12 protein-coding genes and 3 pseudogenes are annotated in these 16,849 nt (G+C 69.5%); 10 read left to right on the forward strand and 5 right to left on the reverse strand.

Features of this window, described 5'->3' with window-relative positions:
* Positions 1-50: 50 nt before the first annotated feature.
* The gene (locus NQU54_RS14875) at positions 51-1,640 is read left to right on the forward strand and encodes a purple acid phosphatase family protein (RefSeq protein ID WP_257631463.1); all 1,590 of its coding nucleotides are present in this window, start codon (positions 51-53) and stop codon (positions 1,638-1,640) included.
* On the opposite strand, the gene NQU54_RS14880 is transcribed toward NQU54_RS14875, so the two are convergent.
* The 3 genes from NQU54_RS14880 to NQU54_RS14890 all read right to left on the reverse strand — a co-directional run bounded on the left by NQU54_RS14880 (position 1,634) and on the right by NQU54_RS14890 (position 4,907).
* The gene (locus NQU54_RS14880; protein ID WP_087684456.1) at positions 1,634-1,756 is read right to left on the reverse strand and encodes a hypothetical protein; all 123 of its coding nucleotides are present in this window, start codon (positions 1,754-1,756) and stop codon (positions 1,634-1,636) included. The genes NQU54_RS14875 and NQU54_RS14880 overlap by 7 nt on opposite strands.
* 536 nt (positions 1,757-2,292) lie before the next feature.
* On the reverse strand, positions 2,293-3,924 hold the full coding sequence (gene pruA, locus NQU54_RS14885) for an L-glutamate gamma-semialdehyde dehydrogenase (protein WP_257631464.1): 1,632 nt from the start codon (positions 3,922-3,924) through the stop codon (positions 2,293-2,295).
* Positions 3,925-3,980: 56 nt separating this feature from the next.
* The gene (locus NQU54_RS14890) at positions 3,981-4,907 is read right to left on the reverse strand and encodes a proline dehydrogenase family protein (protein ID WP_257631465.1); all 927 of its coding nucleotides are present in this window, start codon (positions 4,905-4,907) and stop codon (positions 3,981-3,983) included.
* A 165-nt stretch (positions 4,908-5,072) separates the two neighbouring features.
* On the opposite strand from NQU54_RS14890, the gene NQU54_RS14895 reads away from it, so the two are divergent.
* The 8 genes and pseudogenes from NQU54_RS14895 to NQU54_RS14925 form a co-directional block, all read left to right on the forward strand.
* Positions 5,073-6,359 (forward strand): PucR family transcriptional regulator, encoded by a 1,287-nt coding sequence (locus tag NQU54_RS14895; protein WP_257631466.1) that lies wholly within the window; start codon positions 5,073-5,075, stop codon positions 6,357-6,359.
* A gap of 118 nt (positions 6,360-6,477) precedes the next feature.
* Entirely contained in the window at positions 6,478-7,182 is a 705-nt protein-coding gene (locus NQU54_RS14900) for a TnsA-like heteromeric transposase endonuclease subunit (RefSeq protein ID WP_257631467.1), read from the forward strand.
* Positions 7,179-8,522 (forward strand): helix-turn-helix domain-containing protein, encoded by a 1,344-nt coding sequence (locus NQU54_RS14905; RefSeq protein WP_257631468.1) that lies wholly within the window; start codon positions 7,179-7,181, stop codon positions 8,520-8,522. The genes NQU54_RS14900 and NQU54_RS14905 overlap by 4 nt, the downstream gene beginning before the upstream one ends.
* A 1-nt stretch (position 8,523) precedes the next feature.
* On the forward strand, positions 8,524-9,360 hold the full coding sequence (locus tag NQU54_RS14910; protein WP_257631469.1) for a hypothetical protein: 837 nt from the start codon (positions 8,524-8,526) through the stop codon (positions 9,358-9,360).
* The gene (locus NQU54_RS14915) at positions 9,357-10,493 is read left to right on the forward strand and encodes an ATP-binding protein (RefSeq protein ID WP_257631470.1); all 1,137 of its coding nucleotides are present in this window, start codon (positions 9,357-9,359) and stop codon (positions 10,491-10,493) included. The genes NQU54_RS14910 and NQU54_RS14915 overlap by 4 nt, the downstream gene beginning before the upstream one ends.
* A pseudogene (locus NQU54_RS50085) lies at positions 10,490-10,909 on the forward strand (TniQ family protein); the annotation flags it as partial. The gene NQU54_RS14915 and the pseudogene NQU54_RS50085, both read left to right, overlap by 4 nt.
* Before the next feature lie 183 nt (positions 10,910-11,092).
* On the forward strand, positions 11,093-13,153 hold the full coding sequence (locus tag NQU54_RS14920) for a LysR family transcriptional regulator (protein ID WP_257631471.1): 2,061 nt from the start codon (positions 11,093-11,095) through the stop codon (positions 13,151-13,153).
* 324 nt (positions 13,154-13,477) lie between these two features.
* A pseudogene (locus NQU54_RS14925) lies at positions 13,478-14,086 on the forward strand (TnsA-like heteromeric transposase endonuclease subunit); the annotation flags it as partial.
* 68 nt (positions 14,087-14,154) lie between these two features.
* On the opposite strand, the gene NQU54_RS14930 reads toward NQU54_RS14925, so the two are convergent.
* Complete coding sequence (locus tag NQU54_RS14930; RefSeq protein WP_257631472.1) at positions 14,155-15,027, reverse strand: class I SAM-dependent methyltransferase; 873 nt, start codon at positions 15,025-15,027, stop codon at positions 14,155-14,157.
* A 124-nt stretch (positions 15,028-15,151) separates the two neighbouring features.
* Entirely contained in the window at positions 15,152-15,757 is a 606-nt protein-coding gene (locus NQU54_RS14935) for an XRE family transcriptional regulator (RefSeq protein ID WP_257631473.1), read from the reverse strand.
* A gap of 86 nt (positions 15,758-15,843) precedes the next feature.
* On the opposite strand from NQU54_RS14935, the pseudogene NQU54_RS14940 reads away from it, so the two are divergent.
* Positions 15,844-16,848 (forward strand): annotated as a pseudogene (locus NQU54_RS14940) (NAD(P)/FAD-dependent oxidoreductase).
* Position 16,849: the final 1 nt, after the last annotated feature.

The raw sequence follows: 16,849 nt of genomic DNA on the forward strand, positions 1-16,849 counted from the left end.
TTCACCCCCTGTACGGTGCGCCGTTGACCGCCCGGGGGACATTCCGGTCCATGGACACACCACGGTTCGGTATACCCGAGCGGCTCGCCCGGCGGATGACCCTGGCGGAGCAGCACGAGTATCTGCGTGACCGGCTCTCCCGCCGCCGGGTGCTGCGCGGGGGCGCCGCCGCGGCGGGCACGGTCGCGGGCGCGGGGCTGCTGGGCGGGGCGGCGTGCGCGGCCGACGCCAAGCCGGCGCCGGCCGCGACCCGGAGGCCGGGGCCGGGGGCAGCCACGGTGGACGGTGCGCGGGTCGCCCCGTTCGGCCGCCATCTGGCCTTCGGCGCCGATCCGCGGACCCAGATGCGGATCTCCTGGCAGGTGCCGTTCGCGGTGCGGAAGCCGTTTGTGCGGATCGGCACGAGCCCGCTGGAGCTCACCCGCAAGGTCGAGGCCGAGGTCCGCCATCTGCACACCCCGTCGCTGGGCGGCGAGCTGCCCGCGGTGGACCAGTTCTATCTGCACGCCGGGGTGGAGGGCCTGCGTCCCGGGGTCATCTATTACTACGGCGTCGGCCACGCGGACCGCGACCCGGCCGAACCGCGTCACTTCGCGTCCGTGGGCACCTTCCGCACCGCGCCGGAGCGGCCCGGGAAGTTCGTCTTCACCGCCTTCGGCGACCAGGGCGTGAGCTATGACGCACTCGCCAACGACCAGCTGATCCTTGGCCAGAATCCGTCGTTCCATCTGCACGCCGGGGATCTGTGCTACGCGGACACCACCGGCCATGGGAAGAAGTCCGACCTGTACGACGCCCGGGTCTGGGACTCCTTCCTCGCCCAGACCGACTCGGTCGCGGCGAGCGTGCCGTGGATGGTGACCACCGGCAATCACGACATGGAGGCGTGGTACTCCCCCGACGGCTACGGCGGCCAGCTGGCCCGCTGGTCGCTGCCGGACAACGGCCCGGACCCGCGCAAGGCGCCCGGCGTCTATTCGTTCGTCTACGGGAACGTGGGCGTGATCGCCCTGGACGCCAATGACGTGTCGTACGAGATCCCCGTCAACAAGGGGTACACGGACGGCGCCCAGACCCGCTGGCTGGACCGGCGCCTGGGGCAGCTGCGCGACCGGCCCGGCATCGACTTCCTGGTGGTCTTCTTCCACCACTGCGCCTACTCCACGACCAGCGCCCACGCCTCGGACGGCGGAGTGCGCGACACCTGGGTGCCGCTGTTCGAGAAACACCAGGTGGACCTGGTCATCAACGGCCACAACCACGTCTACGAGCGGACCGACGCCATCCGGGGCGGCAAGGTCACCCGCCGGGTCCCGGTGGAGGGCGGCGCCGACGCGGTGCGCGACGGGATCGTCTATGTGACGGCGGGCGGGGCGGGCGCGAAGCTCTACGAGTTCCCGGTGCCCGACAGCTACGAGGGGCATGTCAAGGACCTCGACGAGGTGAAGAGCTACCACTGGACGGAGGACGGGGAGAAGAACCGGGCCGGCGTGGACTGGTCCCGGGTCCGCTACACCGGCTTCTCCTTCCTCGCGGTGGAGGTGGAGCCGGGTCCCCGCCCCAGGCTGACGGTCACGGCCCTGGCGGAGTCGGGCGAGCGGGTGGACCGCTTCGAGGTCACCCGGCCCGGAGGTCAGTGACCGGTCGCACCGCCGTTGTCCCTGCGGTCCAGGGCGCGCTGGAGCGCGGCGGCCGCCTTCTTGCGGTCCGTGTCGTCGGTCTTGCGGCGGATCCTGCGGACAGTCGTCTCGGCCATGATCACATCTCCTCTGCTGAACCCCGGTGGACCGGGAGGAAGGAAAGCTTCCCGAGAAGGTGGCTGCCGGAAGGGGCGGGGGCCTGGGTGCGGCAGGGGTCACCTGCGCGATTGCACCGGCCGCTGCCGCCATCGCTGGATCCAGCGAGACGTTCGGCTTCCACAAAAGTAAGGCAGCGGAGCGTCAGTGTCTGCACAATTAGTCGGACGTCCTACTATCTGAGACGCGAACAGCGTGACATCGGCCACTGACCCAGGGTGAGCACATTTCGGCGTCGCGCCGGTGATCGAGGCCGACCCCCGTCCGGCCTCGACCAACGGCGGCCGATCGCATCCGTGGGCCGTCCCGCGCCTGGTTACCCACGTAAACTGCGGTAAATAGTGCCTACTTGACTGGTTGACGCTAGCACCGCCGCGTATCGGGCGTCCACAGATTTCCCCCTACGCGCCCCCTGACAGCACCGTGCCCCCGGACCACACGAAAGCGGTCCGGGGGCGGGGTTGCGGGGCGTGCGGGACGGCCCCTTCGGGCGGGGTCAGCCCATGTGCGGGTAGCGGTAGTCGGTCGGCGGGACCAGGGTCTCCTTGATGGAGCGGGTGGAGGTCCAGCGCATCAGGTTCTGCTTGGCGCCAGCCTTGTCGTTGGTGCCGGACGCGCGGCCGCCGCCGAAGGGCTGCTGGCCGACGACGGCACCGGTCGGCTTGTCGTTGATGTAGAAGTTGCCGGCCGCGAAGCGCAGCGCCTCGCAGGTGGCGGCGGCGGCCGCGCGGTCCTGCGCGATCACGGCGCCGGTCAGCCCGTACGGGGCGGCCGACTCCATCTGCTGGAGCATCGCGTCGTACTCGCCGTCCTCGTAGACGTACACCCCGAGGATCGGGCCGAAGTACTCGTCCTTGAAGATCTCGTTCTCCGGGTCGGTGGAGACCAGCACGGTCGGGCGGACGAACCAGCCCTCGCTGTCGTCGTAGGTGCCGCCCGCGACGATCTCGACCGTCGGATCGGACGCCGCCCGGTCGATCGCCGCCTTGTTCTTGGCGAAGGCGCGCTCGTCGATGACCGCGCCCATGAAGTTGCCCAGTTCGGTCACATCGCCCATGGTCAGCCCGTCGACCTCGGTGGCGAACTCCTCCTTGAGGCCGTTCTCCCACAGGGAGCGCGGCACATAGGCACGGGAGGCCGCGGAGCACTTCTGGCCCTGGAACTCGAAGGCGCCGCGGGTCATCGCCGTCTTCAGCACCGCCGGGTCGGCGGACGGGTGGGCGACGATGAAGTCCTTGCCGCCGGTCTCCCCGACCAGCCGCGGATAGGTCTTGTAGTTCTCGATGTTGTTGCCGACCGTCTTCCACAGGTACTGGAAGGTCCGGGTCGAACCGGTGAAGTGGATGCCCGCGAGGTCCGGGTGGGCCAGCGCCACCTCGGAGACCTCCTTGCCGTCCCCCGTGACCAGGTTGATCACGCCCTTGGGCAGCCCGGCCTCCTCCAGCAGCTCCATCAGCAGCACGGCGGCGTGCGTCTGGGTCGGCGACGGCTTCCAGATCACCACATTGCCCATCAGGGCGGGGGCGGTCGGGAGGTTGCCCGCGATGGCGGAGAAGTTGAAGGGGGTGATCGCGTAGACGAACCCCTCCAGCGGCCGGTGGTCGGTGCGGTTCCAGACCCCGGGCGAGTTGGTCACCGGCTGCTCGGCCAGGATCTGACGCGCGAAGTGGACATTGAAGCGCCAGAAGTCGATCAGCTCACAGGGGGTGTCGATCTCGGCCTGCTGCGCGGTCTTCGACTGGCCCAGCATGGTGGAGGCGGCCAGCTTCTCCCGCCAGGGGCCGGAGAGCAGATCGGCGGCCTTGAGGATGACCGCGGCGCGGTCGTCGAAGCTCAGCGCGCGCCACGCCGGGGCCGCGGCCAGGGCGGCGTCGATCGCGTCCCGCGCGTCCTGCCGGGTGGCGTTGGCGTAGGTGCCCAGGCGGGCGGAGTGGTCGTGCGGCTGGACGACGTCGAAGCGCTCCCCCGCTCCCATCCGCTTCTCACCGCCGATGGTCATCGGCAGGTCGATGGGGTTCTCGCCGAGCTCCTTGAGCCTGGTCTCGAGGCGGGCGCGCTCCGGGGTGCCGGGGGCGTAGCTGTGCACCGGCTCGTTCACCGGCACGGGGACCTGGGTGACGGCGTCCATGATGGCCGTTGTCTCCTTCGATCGTCGGGTTGCGAGGTCTGCGATGGCGGGAGCGGTCAGCGACGGCCGACCAGCGAGCGCAGGAAGAATGTGAGGTTGGCGGGGCGCTCCGCGAGGCGGCGCATGAAGTACCCATACCAGTCTGTGCCATACGGGACGTAAACCCGCATACGGTGACCTTCGGCCACCAGCCGCTCCTGCTCCGCCGCGCGGATCCCGTACAGCATCTGGAACTCGTACTCGTCCAGCTTGCGCCCGAGCCGGTGCGCGAGGTCCTGGGCGATGGCGACCATGCGCGGATCGTGCGAACCGATCATGGGGTAGCCCTCACCGGCCATAAGGATCTTCAGGCAGCGCACATAGGCCCGGTCCACCTCGCGCTTGTCCTGGTGGGCGACGCTCGCCGGCTCCTTGTACGCGCCCTTCACCAGCCGCACCCGGGAGCCTTCCCCGGCCAGTGCCCGGCAGTCGTCCTCGGTCCGGAAGAGATAGGACTGGAGGACCGCGCCGGTCTGCGGGAAGCGGCCGCGCAGCTCGGCGAGGACGGCGAGGGTGGAGTCCACCGTGGTGTGGTCCTCCATGTCGAGGGTTACCGTGGTGCCCGCCGCGGTGGCGGCCTCCACGACCGGGGTCACATTGGCCAGCGCCAGATCGTGGCCCCCGGGCAGCGCCTGTCCGAAGGCGGAGAGCTTCACGGACATCTCCGCGCGCCCCGCGAGCCCCTCGGTGGCCAGCGCCTCGGTCAGCGCCAGATAGGCGTCACGGCTGCGCAGCGCCTCGGCCCGGTCGGTCACGTCCTCGCCCAGATGGTCCAGGGTGACCTCCAGGCCGCGGGCGGTCAGCGACCGCACCGCCCCCAGGGACTCGGCCAGCCGCTCCCCGGCGATGAAGCGGTCCACCATCGGGCGGGTGACCGGCGCGGCCGAGACGATACGGCGGATGGCGGCACTGCGCGAAGCGGCGAGCAGCACGGGTCCCAGCATCGGGGCACCTCCACGATGACGGCCGATGAACGGCATCGACGACTCACCGTGAAACCTAAGGATGGCGCGGATCCCGGACCATCGACAGCTGTCACGCATCCGTGGCCGGGATCTCAGACACCTGTATGAGAATGTGAGGGGCGAATCCGGGAAGAGGCGGGACCCATGCGCGACGACTACCAGCAACTGGTGGACGAGATCACGGCGGTGCTCCGGGCACCCGCGACCCTGGAGAACCGGGACTTCGCACTGATCGCCTTCGGCGCCCAGGACAGTGAGGACGGCGAGGACACGGAGGAGCCCGCGCTGGACCCGGTGCGCACCCGCTCGATCCTCCAGCGCCGCTCGACCTCGGCGGTACGGGCCTGGTTCGAGGCGTTCGGGATCGCACGGGCGCAGGCGCCGCTGCGGATTCCGCCCGACCCGGCGGCCGGGGTGTTCATGGGACGTATCTGCCTGCCCGTCCGGCACCGCGGGGTGGTGCACGGCTATGTCTGGCTGCTGGACGACGGCCATCTCTCCGATCTGGAGCTGGGCGGCCCCACGGGCGCCCCCGACCCCCGGCTGGCCCGCGCCATGGAGACCGCGGCCCGCATCGGGGCACTGCTGGCGGCCGAGGCGCGGGCCGGGGAGGAGCTCGGCGAGCTGCTGCGCGATGTGCTGACCGCACCGCCGGCCGGACGGGACGCCGCCCGCACCCAGCTGCGGACCGCGCTGCGCGGAGCGGCCGACGGGCCGCTGGCGCTGGTGGCGGTGGTGCCATGGACACCGGGGACCGGCGAGGACGCGGACCACCCGGGCCTCCCCCACCTCCCGGGCATCGTGGCCGCGTGCGCGCTGCCCGGGGACGCGACGGCCGGGGCGGGGCTCGCGGCGCTGGTCCGGCTGCGCGCGGCCACCGCCCTGGACCCGGCCCGCACCACGGCCGAACAGCTGCTGCGCTCCCCCCGGGCCACGGCCGGTGGTACGGCTGCGGCCGTGGCCCGGGGGGAGCCGCCGACCAAGGCGGCCGCGGGGGTCAGCGCGCCCCGGCGCGGACTGGAGGAGCTGCCCGCCGCCTGGCAGGAGGCCCTGGCCGCCGCGCGGGCGGCCCACGCCGACCCGCGCCTGGGGCCGGTCGCGGAGTGGAGTGCCATCGGCCCGTACCGGCTGCTGGCCGCCCTGCCCGCGCTCCAGCCGGACGCCGCCGTACGGCCCCTGCTGGAGCCCGCCCACGCCGAACTCGCCCGCACCGCCGAGACCTTCCTCGACTGCGCGGGCCAGGCCGGACGCACCGCCCAGCGGCTGGGCATCCACCGGCAGACGCTCTACTACCGCCTCTCCCGGGTACGGCAGCTGACCGGTCTCGACCTGGACGCGGGCGAGGACCGGCTGCTGCTGCACATGACCCTCAAGGCCGCGCGGCTGGGGCCGCCTGTAGGTTCCGCAATTAACCGCGCACTGTACCCGTGAGATGCGCACCGAATGCGCAATTCCAAGGTTCTGTGCGCACTGACTCCGCAGGGTAACTAGCTTCCGACCTATGGCCATTCAGAGTCCAGCCCGGGTGCGTGGGAAGTACGAACAGCCGATGGCGTCAGTCCGCTACGACGACGCGTCCGTACGGAAGGTCCCGTTCAAGGATCTGCGGTTGGCGGATTTCACATGGTCGGTTCCATGGCGGAGGTTTCGCTCGGTCCACGGCCAGGCGCACTACTCAGGGCGGTACGCGTCGGCAACGATGGCCGGGCCCGTGGTCTATGAGAGCCGCTTGGAGCTGGCACGGCTTCTCCTGGCTGACATGGATCCTGCCGTGCGTGGGATCTATGCCCAGCCGTGCCACTTGACCGCCCGGGTTGGCGATCGGGTACGTCGGCATGTGCCGGACTTCCTGCTGGTCATGGAGTCGGGGGTGGTGCGGGTGGTGAACGTCAAGCCTGCGGATCGGCTCACTGATCCGAAGATCGCGGAGGCGTTGGCCTGGCCGGGTGAACTGGTCGAACGGCACGGTTGGGAGTACGAGATCTGGTCCGGGGCGGACCGGGTAGTCCTGGAGAACGTCCGGTTCCTCGCGGCCTACCGTCGCCCGGGCGTGGTCCCGGAGGTCGAGATCGAACGTGCTTGGGAAAGTGTGCAGGACGGTGACCGACTCGGCGTCGCCGAGCGACGGCTGGCAGCTGGGCGCCCCGACCACGAGGCGCGACCTCCGCTCTTGGCGCTGGTGTGGTCGGGCCGGCTGACCACTGATTTGTCCCGCCCGCTGAGTGGCGACTGGGTTCTGCGGAGGTCAGTGTGAACGCCTGGACAACGACTCTTCGGACAGGTCTGCCGCTCACCTATGACGGCGAGCAGTTCACGATCGCGGAGATCGAGGGCCGCCGCATCCTCCTTCAGCAGATGTCGGCAGAGGGCCGCCCCACTTGGCGGCAGGTCGACTTGTCGGTGCTGCTGGCACACCCCTCTACCGAGTTCCTGGTGGAGGCCTCGCCTGCGGAACCGGCAGCCGCAGTGTTGCTGGGCGGTCTCAGTAGTGCGGAGGACGACGGGCTCACCGTTCGGTTCCGGCATGTGCAAGAAGTTCGCTTCGGCTTTCAACTGGGTTCTTCCGAGCTGGCCTTGGAGGGTGAGCCACGGCCGGACTATGCGCCAGGGGTGCCTTTGATGCACCGGTACCGCGCAAAGGCCGCCGAGCTCGGAGTCGACCCAGCGACGGTGCGCCGTTGGGTGTCCAAGGTCAAGGAGGCCGGGCCAGCCGGGCTGGTGAGCAAGCGCCAGCCCAAAAGCGTGCTGGATCGGGCAGATCCGCGCTGGTTGGACATGGCACGCACGGTGATCGGGGGCCTGGAGAAGTCCAGCCGCCCGGTTCGTGGCCTGGTGTTGATGGAGATCGAAGAACGAGTGGCCAAGAAGTACGGCCGCGATGTGGTGAGGGTTCCGAAGCAGACCACGGGCTACGAACTGCTGAAGGAACTCAGCCGGGGAACCAACGCGTTCGAGGGCAGCACGAAGGGGAAGCGGTCCATCGCGAACCGCCCGCAGGGGGTCTTCGGCAAGCTGCGGGCGACGCGGCCGGGTGAGTACATCGTGCTGGACACCAACAGCCTGGATGTCTTCGCAATGGAGCCGGTGACCTGCCGGTGGGTGCAGTGCGAACTTACCGTGGCCATGGACCTCTACAGCAAGGTGATCACCGGGTTGCGTCTGACGCCGGTATCGACGAAGTCGACCGATGTGGCCGGTGTCCTGTTCGAGACGATCCGACCGCGGGAGGTGTCGTCTGCCGGAACGGGCGAGCCGCTTCCGTACTGCGGGGTTCCTTCCACGGTGGTGTTCGACGCGGAGAAGCTGGTGGACGCGCACGGCCAGCCGCTGCTGCCCGCAGTCGCAGCGGAGACGATCATCTACGACCACGGCAAGATCTACGTCTCGAACCACATCGCGAGCGTCAGCGCGAAGCTCGGCATCTCCCTGCAGCCGGCTCGCCCCTATACGCCTACCGACAAGCCGGTGGAGCGGTGGTTCAAGACGTTGAACCAGGGGCTTCTGGCGGCACTTCCCGGCTACAAGGGGCCGGACGTGCACAGCCGGGGAGAGAAGGTGGAGGACGAGGCCGTACTTCTTCCTGGACGAGCTTGAAATGATCATCCGCGAGTGGATCACTTTGATCTATCACAGGCGGCACCACCGAGGGCTGACTGTCCCGGAGATCCCGGGTCTGAAGCTGAGCCCGCTGGAGATGTTCGAGCACGGTGTGAACCGGGCTGGGCCGTTGCGCATCCCGTCCAGGCCGGGCCTCACGTTCGAGTTCCTGGAAGAGGAGTGGTGCCCCATCCACCACTACGGGGTGGAGATCAACGGGCTCCGCTACAACGGGGACGGGCTCGACGACTACCGCAATCAGATCAGCCCGCACCGCGGCGAACAGGCCGGTAAATGGCCCGTCGCCGTGGATCGCGGCGACATCCGGAAGATCTACTTTCAGGATCCGAAGCAGCCACACCTATGGCACACCCTGGACTGGGAGCATGCCCCGGCATTGGATGGGCCGGCCAGCTTGGAGGCGTTGAAGTACGCACGTCGGATCGCGGCCAAGACGCATCGTTTCCCGGACACCAAACGCGCCCTGATCGAGTTGCTGGAACGCTGGGGTGCCGGGCTGACCGAGGACCGGACCGAGCGGCGCATGGCGGTGCGCTTGTCGCAGGACCGGCTGCGGCTGGTCGGCGAAGACGACCCCGAAGTCGACGAGATCGCCGCGCTTCCCTCCGTGCGCCGTCTGGCAGCGCTCGGTTCGCCGGACGCGGGAGCGGGTCGGGAGGCAGTATCAGATCTGCAGTTGGTCGCGCCTGCGGATGAGGACCTGGGCGGAGACGACGACGAGGACGAGGAGTGCGAGGCAGCCCCGGCAGACGAGGAGTCCTCGGGACCGGTCGATGAGGATGAGTACTACTCCGACGTCTGGGAGAGCCGTTGAGTCCGGCCGAGGGCCTCGTGCCGTTCGAAGGCGACGACCGCCAGTACTCGCCCACCCGGCTTCCGGGCTGGCTGCAGGAGGTCAACGGCCCGGACCGCGTCAAGCCCAAGCAGCTCACCCGGGCCGAGCTCGCCGGCCTCTCGCCGCGGGATTTGTTGGTGCACAACGACGGCCGGGAGGTCTGGCACGCCAATATCGGCCCGATCGACACGCCCCAGCTCCTCGCGCTGCACGATGGGCTTGCGGAGATCGTGGAGTCGAACCGGCACGACGGCGACAAGACCAAGCCGGCCGCGCTGGTGGACGCGTATCCGGGGCTGGGGAAGAGTACAGCAGTGCGGGCTTACGGCTGTGGGCTCTACCGCAAGCAGGTCGCCCTGCGAGGGGAGACCACGCCCAGCGGGGACCGCAGGGTCCCGGTGATCTACATCGCTCTCAGCGGCAATACGCAGATCCGCGGGCTGAACGCCTCGATCTGCCGCTTCTACGGCCTGCCGGTCACCGGGGACGCCGACACTCTGGCCGAGCGGGCCGTCGACGCGGTGCTGAGCATGAAGACCACCGCGATCATCGTGGATGATGTGCACTTCCTGGCGGGCTCGAGGACCAACTCGTCCAGGATGGCCAACCAGTTGAAGTATCTGTCGAACGTCTTCCCGGTCACCTTGATCTATGTGGGTGTCGGAGTCCAGCACCGCGGCATCCTCAAGGAAGGGCTGGGCCACGGAGACTCTCTCTTCGCCCAGTTCGGGCGCCGCACCACCCCGCTGACCCTGCGGCCTTTCGAGGTCGAAAGCGAGCAGGGCCGTCTGCGGTGGAGGACGCTGCTGAAGACGATCGAACAGCAGCTGGTCCTCGCGGAGAAGTTCCCCGGCATGCTGGCCGAGGACCTCTCGGACTACCTCTACGCCCGCTCGACCGGGCACTTCGCCTCGCTGATGTCGCTGATCAACCGCGGCTGTCTGCGGGCGATCCGCCACGGTCACGAGCGCCTCGACGAAGACCTGATGAACCAGGTCAAGAACGACGCGGCGGCGGAGGAGGCCCGCGTGGAACTCGAGGCCGCTATCAAGGCAGGGCTTTTGACCACGCGCCCGGTTACGCGCTCACCGTCCCTGAAGCGGCCGGCATGACGCTCTGGACTCCCGACCGCATCCCCCTCGTGGTCACGCCGCTGCCCGGCGAGGCACTGGAGAGCTGGATCGGCGCCTACGCCCGACGTCTCCGCGTCACCAACAGCGTCTTCCTCGAAGCCGCCGGGCTGCCCGGTGCCCGCACGTCACACCTTGCGTTAGGGCTCACCGCCGACGAAGCGGCCGCCTTGGAGCGGGCCACCGGCGTCGAACGGCAGGTACTCACCCACATGACGCTCGAACCCTACGACGGACTGGCAGTGGCGATCCTGCCCGACCGGCGCAAACTGACCAGACCACCGGCCTGGAGATTCAGCGGAAGCCGAGCCCGCTACTGTCCTGGGTGCCTGGGCGAGAACGCCGGCCGCGGACCGGTCTTCTGGCGCCTCCCGTGGGCCTTCGCCTGTCCCAACCACAACACGCTGCTGCTGGACTTCTGTCCCGACTGCCACCAGCCCCCGCATCCCTGGAAAGCAAGGCGGCTCGGCCCCCGCGCAACGGGCACCTGCACGCGAGCCCACAAGAGTCTCGGTCTCAGAGCGGCCTGCGGGGCTGACCTCACGCAGGCCCCGGCCACCCCGCTGCCCGCCTCGGGACTCGTGCTGGCCGCCCAGCGGTACATCACCACCCTGCTGAACGGCGAACCAGCCGCAAGGCCGACCGCACTGGCCGAGGTCAAGCAGCGCTACGCTCTGGCCTGGCGCATTCTGCGTGGCCTGCACACCATCGCTGACCGGGCACCGGAAGTCCTGCACACCGTGGTGACCGAATGCGGCGGAGAGTTACCACAACTGACCAGCGAAGATGTCGGGCACGACGCCCACAACGCCGCCATCGGCACCGCACTGGCCCGCATCGCCCTCCACCCCGGCCATGCCGACCACGAGGCACTCTTCGAGTGGATCCTCGAAGCCGACCGCTCACTGCTGAAGACCTCGAAGAACAACATCGGCGCGATGGCCGACCGATGGACCTGGAGCGGTCCCGAACTGGTCGGGCGCGTGCTGGCCAAGCTCGACCCCCAGGCCACCTTGCACGCCCGGCTTCGTTACGCCAGCGCGAGCCCCCGACCGCGCTGGCCGGACCTCCACGCCGACGCCATCACCCGTCGGGCGACGATGATCCCTGCCATGCTCTGGCCCGGATGGACGATGCGCCTGCTCCCGCGGCCCAAGGACAACAAAGACCCTCGCGCGGGCACGTTCCGGCGTGGCTGCAGCAGCTTTCTCCTGCTTCCCGGCGGGCCGCCCCAACTGAACTTCGAACGTGTCGGCCCGCTCCTGGGCAATCACGAGATCAATACCGATCGTGACAGCATTGAACGACGCCTCTATCTCGATCATGACCTGACACCCCTGGCATCCACACTGGCCCAACTCGCCCGCGCCTTGGACCAGCACGGCTCTCCCATCGACTACGCCCGACGGCGAGCCCCCTTCACCAGCACCACGGTCACCCTCGATCTCGATAGATATGCACGGTTATGCGCCCAGCAGGGCTGGAACCCCGGTCAGCGGCATCGCGTCCTCCTCATGCGCGCGTATCTGCTCATGCTGCTGACCGGCGAGGTTCGTCCCCCGCCCGAAGGGGCGTCCTACCGATTCGCATGGCACTGCTCGGAGTTCCGGTTCCATGCGCCCCGCGCCCTCCGCTCATTCCTTCGCCAGCAGGCCGAAGACAACCTCACCCACCACAAGATCATCGAACCCGTCACCTGGGAACCACCCCAGGCATGGGTGGCCGGCGTCCGATGGCCCGGCCTCTCGCCCACAGACGTCGTCACAGCCGAATTCCGTGACCTGCTGGCAATGGCCGGCACCGTCCATGAGGCCGCTGACGCTCTCGGCCTGGCCACCGAACACGTCCGTCTCTACTGCGATCTCACGGAAACCGGCGCAGCCACCCCAAGCCACGTGATCGGCAAGCACCTCAGCACACGCACCGTGAGAAAGGCCAAGATCCGCGAAGGCGTCCTTGCCCCGGACCAACTCCGTGACCTCTACGTGAACCAGAAGCTGGAACTCACGCACATCGCCAACCTGGCGTCCTGCAGACCCGGCACAGTCCGCCGACTCCTCCGGCAAGAAGGCATCCCACTCCGCCCCCGGCCACGACGGATCCCGGACCGCCCCGGCATCACCCGCGAATGGCTCCACAACGAGTACATCGAACGCCAACGCGACATCGCCAACCTCGCCCGCGAACGCGGCGTCACCCATTACCACCTCACCAAGATGGCCAAAGCCTGGGGCATCCCGATCCGTCCCTCCGGAGGCCACTGCTACAGCGCTGTCGGACACCTGGACCTTCGCCATCCCCTGTCGGAGGACATGCGCAAAGTGGTCATGACCGCGCAGGCCATCGACCGGCTTCGGGCCGTCACCCAAGTCCCCGGTCACGCCAGCTTCGCCGCCGCCGCTCGGAGGAACTCCACGGGAAGCGACCACGCCTTCCGCCAGCGAGTGATCCGGATCGAAAAGACGGTCGGGTTCCAGATCATCGACCGTGCCGCCAAGCCCCTCGCACCCACCGAACGCGGACGCGAGTTCCTGCGCGAAGCCCACGAGATCCTCCACACCGCGGACGCCGTCCAAGAACTGGCCAGGCCCGGATCCAGAAGAGCCGCCCCTGACCCTCGCCATCAGATCACCGATCAGTGACGAGTACGCCCAGTCATCACAATCCGTCACCACGGCAGCCGCCCAGCCACGGGCAACTACCACTGATTGCTTACAGCGGACCGACGCAACCAGTGCTCACAGACCCCGGATTCCAGCGTTTCCGCAGGAACCAATGCTCACGAATCTGCGGAACCTACACGCTGATCTGGGTTCCGCAGTTCCGCGAGCACTTCCACGTGATCATGAGCACCGATCGAGCATTTCCGCGTGATCATGGGCAGCGGTAACGTTCAGTAGCGGTCAGTTGTCGACTGTTAACGATCTCCCGGTTTGGGTGATGCGCCTGCTTCGCACCGTTCAAGTATGGCCGGACAGCGCCCGCGAAGAAGCCGCAGCAGGCACAACACCCCTACCGCGTCGATTCGGTACGTCGACGGGTCGACTCGCGAAGTCCCCTTCGACCTGTTGCGGTTGAAGGACTTCGACGAGTCGGACCCGTGGCGCCGGGTCCGTTCCGTACACGGGATGGCGCACTACTCGGGCGACTACGCCTCGGCGACGACGGGTGGCCAGGTCGTCTACGAGAGCCGCCTGGAGCTCGCCCGTCTACTGCTCGCCGACTTCGATCCGTCGGTGTGCGGCATCTACGCTCAGCCCTTACGCATGGTGGCGCGGATCGGAGAGAGGGTACGCAGCCACGTCCCAGACTTCCTCCTGGTGATGCGCTCGGGGACGGTGCGGGTCGTCAACGTCAAACCGGCTTCGCGCCTGCAGGACCCCAAGGTCGCGCAGGCGTTGGCGTGGCCAGGGCAGTTGGTCGAGCGGCACGGCTGGGAGTACGAAGTCTGGTCGGGCGCCGAGCCGACCTTGCTGGAGAACATCAGGTTCCTCGCCGCCTATCGGCGCCCCGGCGTCGTGCCCGCCGACGAAGTCGAGCGGGCCTGGCAGGAGGTCGTCGACGGGGAGGAGGTGCGAGCGGGCAGGGTCGTGCCCGGCCGGCGCGGATGGTGCTCGGCGGACCGTCGTGGTTGCGTCGGGTGTCAGGGGCGGCGGGCAGCCCAGACAGTGCGCTCGGTCCGCACGGCGAGGTCGCCGCGGCGGGCGATGCTGTGCGGGCCGCTCTCGTCCAGGAGGGCGTCGAGGGCGGCGAGGTCCTCGGCGTCCAGCCCGGGGGCGGCGACGCCGCGGATGCGCTCAAGGCTCCGCAGGGCGTAGCGGCCGACCGCGTCGCTGCGGGTGCCGTCGATGTTGACGGTGACGGTGCGCTCGTCCTCGACGTCGAAGCCGGCGGCGGTCAGCATCGGCCCCCAGTCGGCGCCGCGGTGCGGGACGTGTTCGGCGTGGAAGTGGTCGGTCGCGGCGTGGGCCCGCTCCTCGAGTCCGGGCCGGTCCTCGGGGGCGTGGGCGGGCAGGAAGCGGGGGAAGCCGTCGAGCTCGACGACGGCGAACAGCCCGCCGGGGCTGAGGAGTTCGTGGACGGTGCGCAGGGCGCGGTCGGGGCGGGCCATGTGGTGCATCGAGGCCGAGGCCCACACCAGGTCCGGCCGCCCGAGGTCGGGCCAGGCGTCCGCGTCGAGGTCGGCCTCGACGGTGTGCACCCGGCCGTCGAGGCCGCGGGCGCACGCCTTCTCCCGCAGCAGCGTGAGGTGGCCGGCGGAGGAGTCGACGGCGGTGACGTGCGCGTCGGGGAAGCGGTCCAGGAGGGCGAAGGTGCCCGCTCCGGTTCCGGAGCCCAGGTCCACGATCCGGCGCGGTTGCGCGGTGAGCGGCAGCCGGGCGGTGATGTCCGCGATGTGCGCCGCGAGGACCTCCGCGTCCAGGTCGAGGATCTCCGCCTGCCCGGCGTCGTCGTGCTCCTCGCCGTGGCGGTGCGGTCCGTCGTGGTGGGAGGCGTGCCCGTGTTCTGAGGTCATGCCCCCACCGTACGACCGTCATGCGCCAAGAGCACTAAACCTTGCGTATTACGCATGGAGGAGGTGCGGTGGACTGCTCGTGGCGCAAGTCCGGCGGCCTCTGCGGGGGCCGGGCCGCCGACGTTCAACGGCAGGAGCCCTCGGTACGGTCGCAGTCGGCGCTGTCGCCTGCGGTGTCGCGGTGGCCGCGGCGGGCGTCGCGGTCGAAGATGCCGATGATCTCGCACGGTCCACCCTCGGCCCCGATCGCGTGCGGCATCATGGTGGGGAACTCGGCGGCCTGGTTGGTCTCGATGCGGAAGCGGCGGTGGCCGAGCATCAGGACGGCGGTGCCGGAGAGCACGACGAGCCACTCGCGGCCCGGGTGCGCACGCATGCGGGCGGGATTGTCCGGCGGCGGTTCAGTCATCCGCTGCCGCATAACGCTCATGCCGGGGTCACCCTTCATCGGCCAGCGCATCAGGCCGTGGGCGCCGTCGATCATCGGGCTGATGACGACGTCGTCGGCGGCATTCTCCACGAGCTGGTCGAGCGTGGTGTCCAGGGCGCGGGCGAGAGTGACGAGCTGGTCCAGGGCCAGGCGGCGCTGACCATTCTCGATCCGGCTCAGCGAGGACTGACTCAGGTTGGCCCGGGTGGCCAGCTCCTCCAGCGACCAGCCCTGCGCGACGCGCAGGGCGCGGATGCGTTTGCGTACGAGGCTGTCCAGCGCTCCATCTTCTTGCGTCATAGGCAACAGTCTATGCCCTGGCTGCAAGGCGGGCTTAGTGTCGGAGCCAGATGTTGAACCGGGGGCACGGACGAAAGGGGCGCGACATGTCTGCGCAGACCTCCCACTACAGCGGCGATTCCTGGCCCGGCGGCACGGTGGACGTCGTGGTGATCGGCGGCGGTGCGGCCGGCCTGAACGGCGCGCTCATGCTCGCACGTTCCCGGCGCTCTGTCCTCGTCGTCGACAGCGGCACTCCGCGCAACGCCCCGGCCGAGGCCATGCACGGCTTCATCGTCCTGGACGGCATCGCGGCCGTCGGAGATCCTCGCGCGCGGTCGGGAGCAGGTCCGCCACTACGGCGGGCGGGTCGTCTTCGGCGAGGTCGCCTCGGTCGAGCCCGCGGAACCGGTCGCCGGCGATCTGCGGTTCGCCCTCACTCTCGCCGACGGCCGCAGCGTGAGCGCGCGCCGGGTGCTGGTGGCGACCGGGCTGCGGGACGTACTGCCCGAGGTGCCGGGCCTTGCCGGGCACTCGCCGCGTGGTGCACTGCCCCTACTGCCACGGCTGGGAGGTGCGCGACGAGCCGATCGGAATCCTCGCCACCGGACCCGGCTCCCCTCCACCACGCGCTGCTGTTCCGGCAGCTCACCGACGACCTCGTCTACTTCTCCAACGGCACGCAGGTGGACCAGGACACCCGCGGCCGCTTCGCCGCCCGCAATATCCGCGTCATCGACACCGCGGTGACCGAGATCGTGGCCGACGACGGCGCGCTGGCCGGTGTGCGGCTGGCCGTCGGCACGGTCGTCGCCCGGCGGTTGCTCGCCGTCGCCACGCAGATGCAGGCCCGCACCGAGGGCCTGGACGGGCTGAAGCTGCCGATGGAGGACCTGCCCGACGACATGGGCCGCCGGTTCGCCTCCGCCATGGCCGGCACCACCGACGTCCCCGGGGTGTGGGTGGCCGGCAACGCCACCGACCTGACCGTCCAGGTCGGCGCCGTCGCCGCGGCCGGCGCCCTGGCCGGTGCCCACATCAACGCCGTCCTCGCCGCCGCCGACACCGACGCGGCCCTCACCGCCACCCAGGCCGGGGCCACCCCGGCCTGAC

It is taken from the genome of Streptomyces malaysiensis subsp. samsunensis, assembly GCF_024519315.1.
In the GTDB taxonomy this organism is placed as follows: Bacteria; Actinomycetota; Actinomycetes; order Streptomycetales; family Streptomycetaceae; genus Streptomyces; species Streptomyces malaysiensis.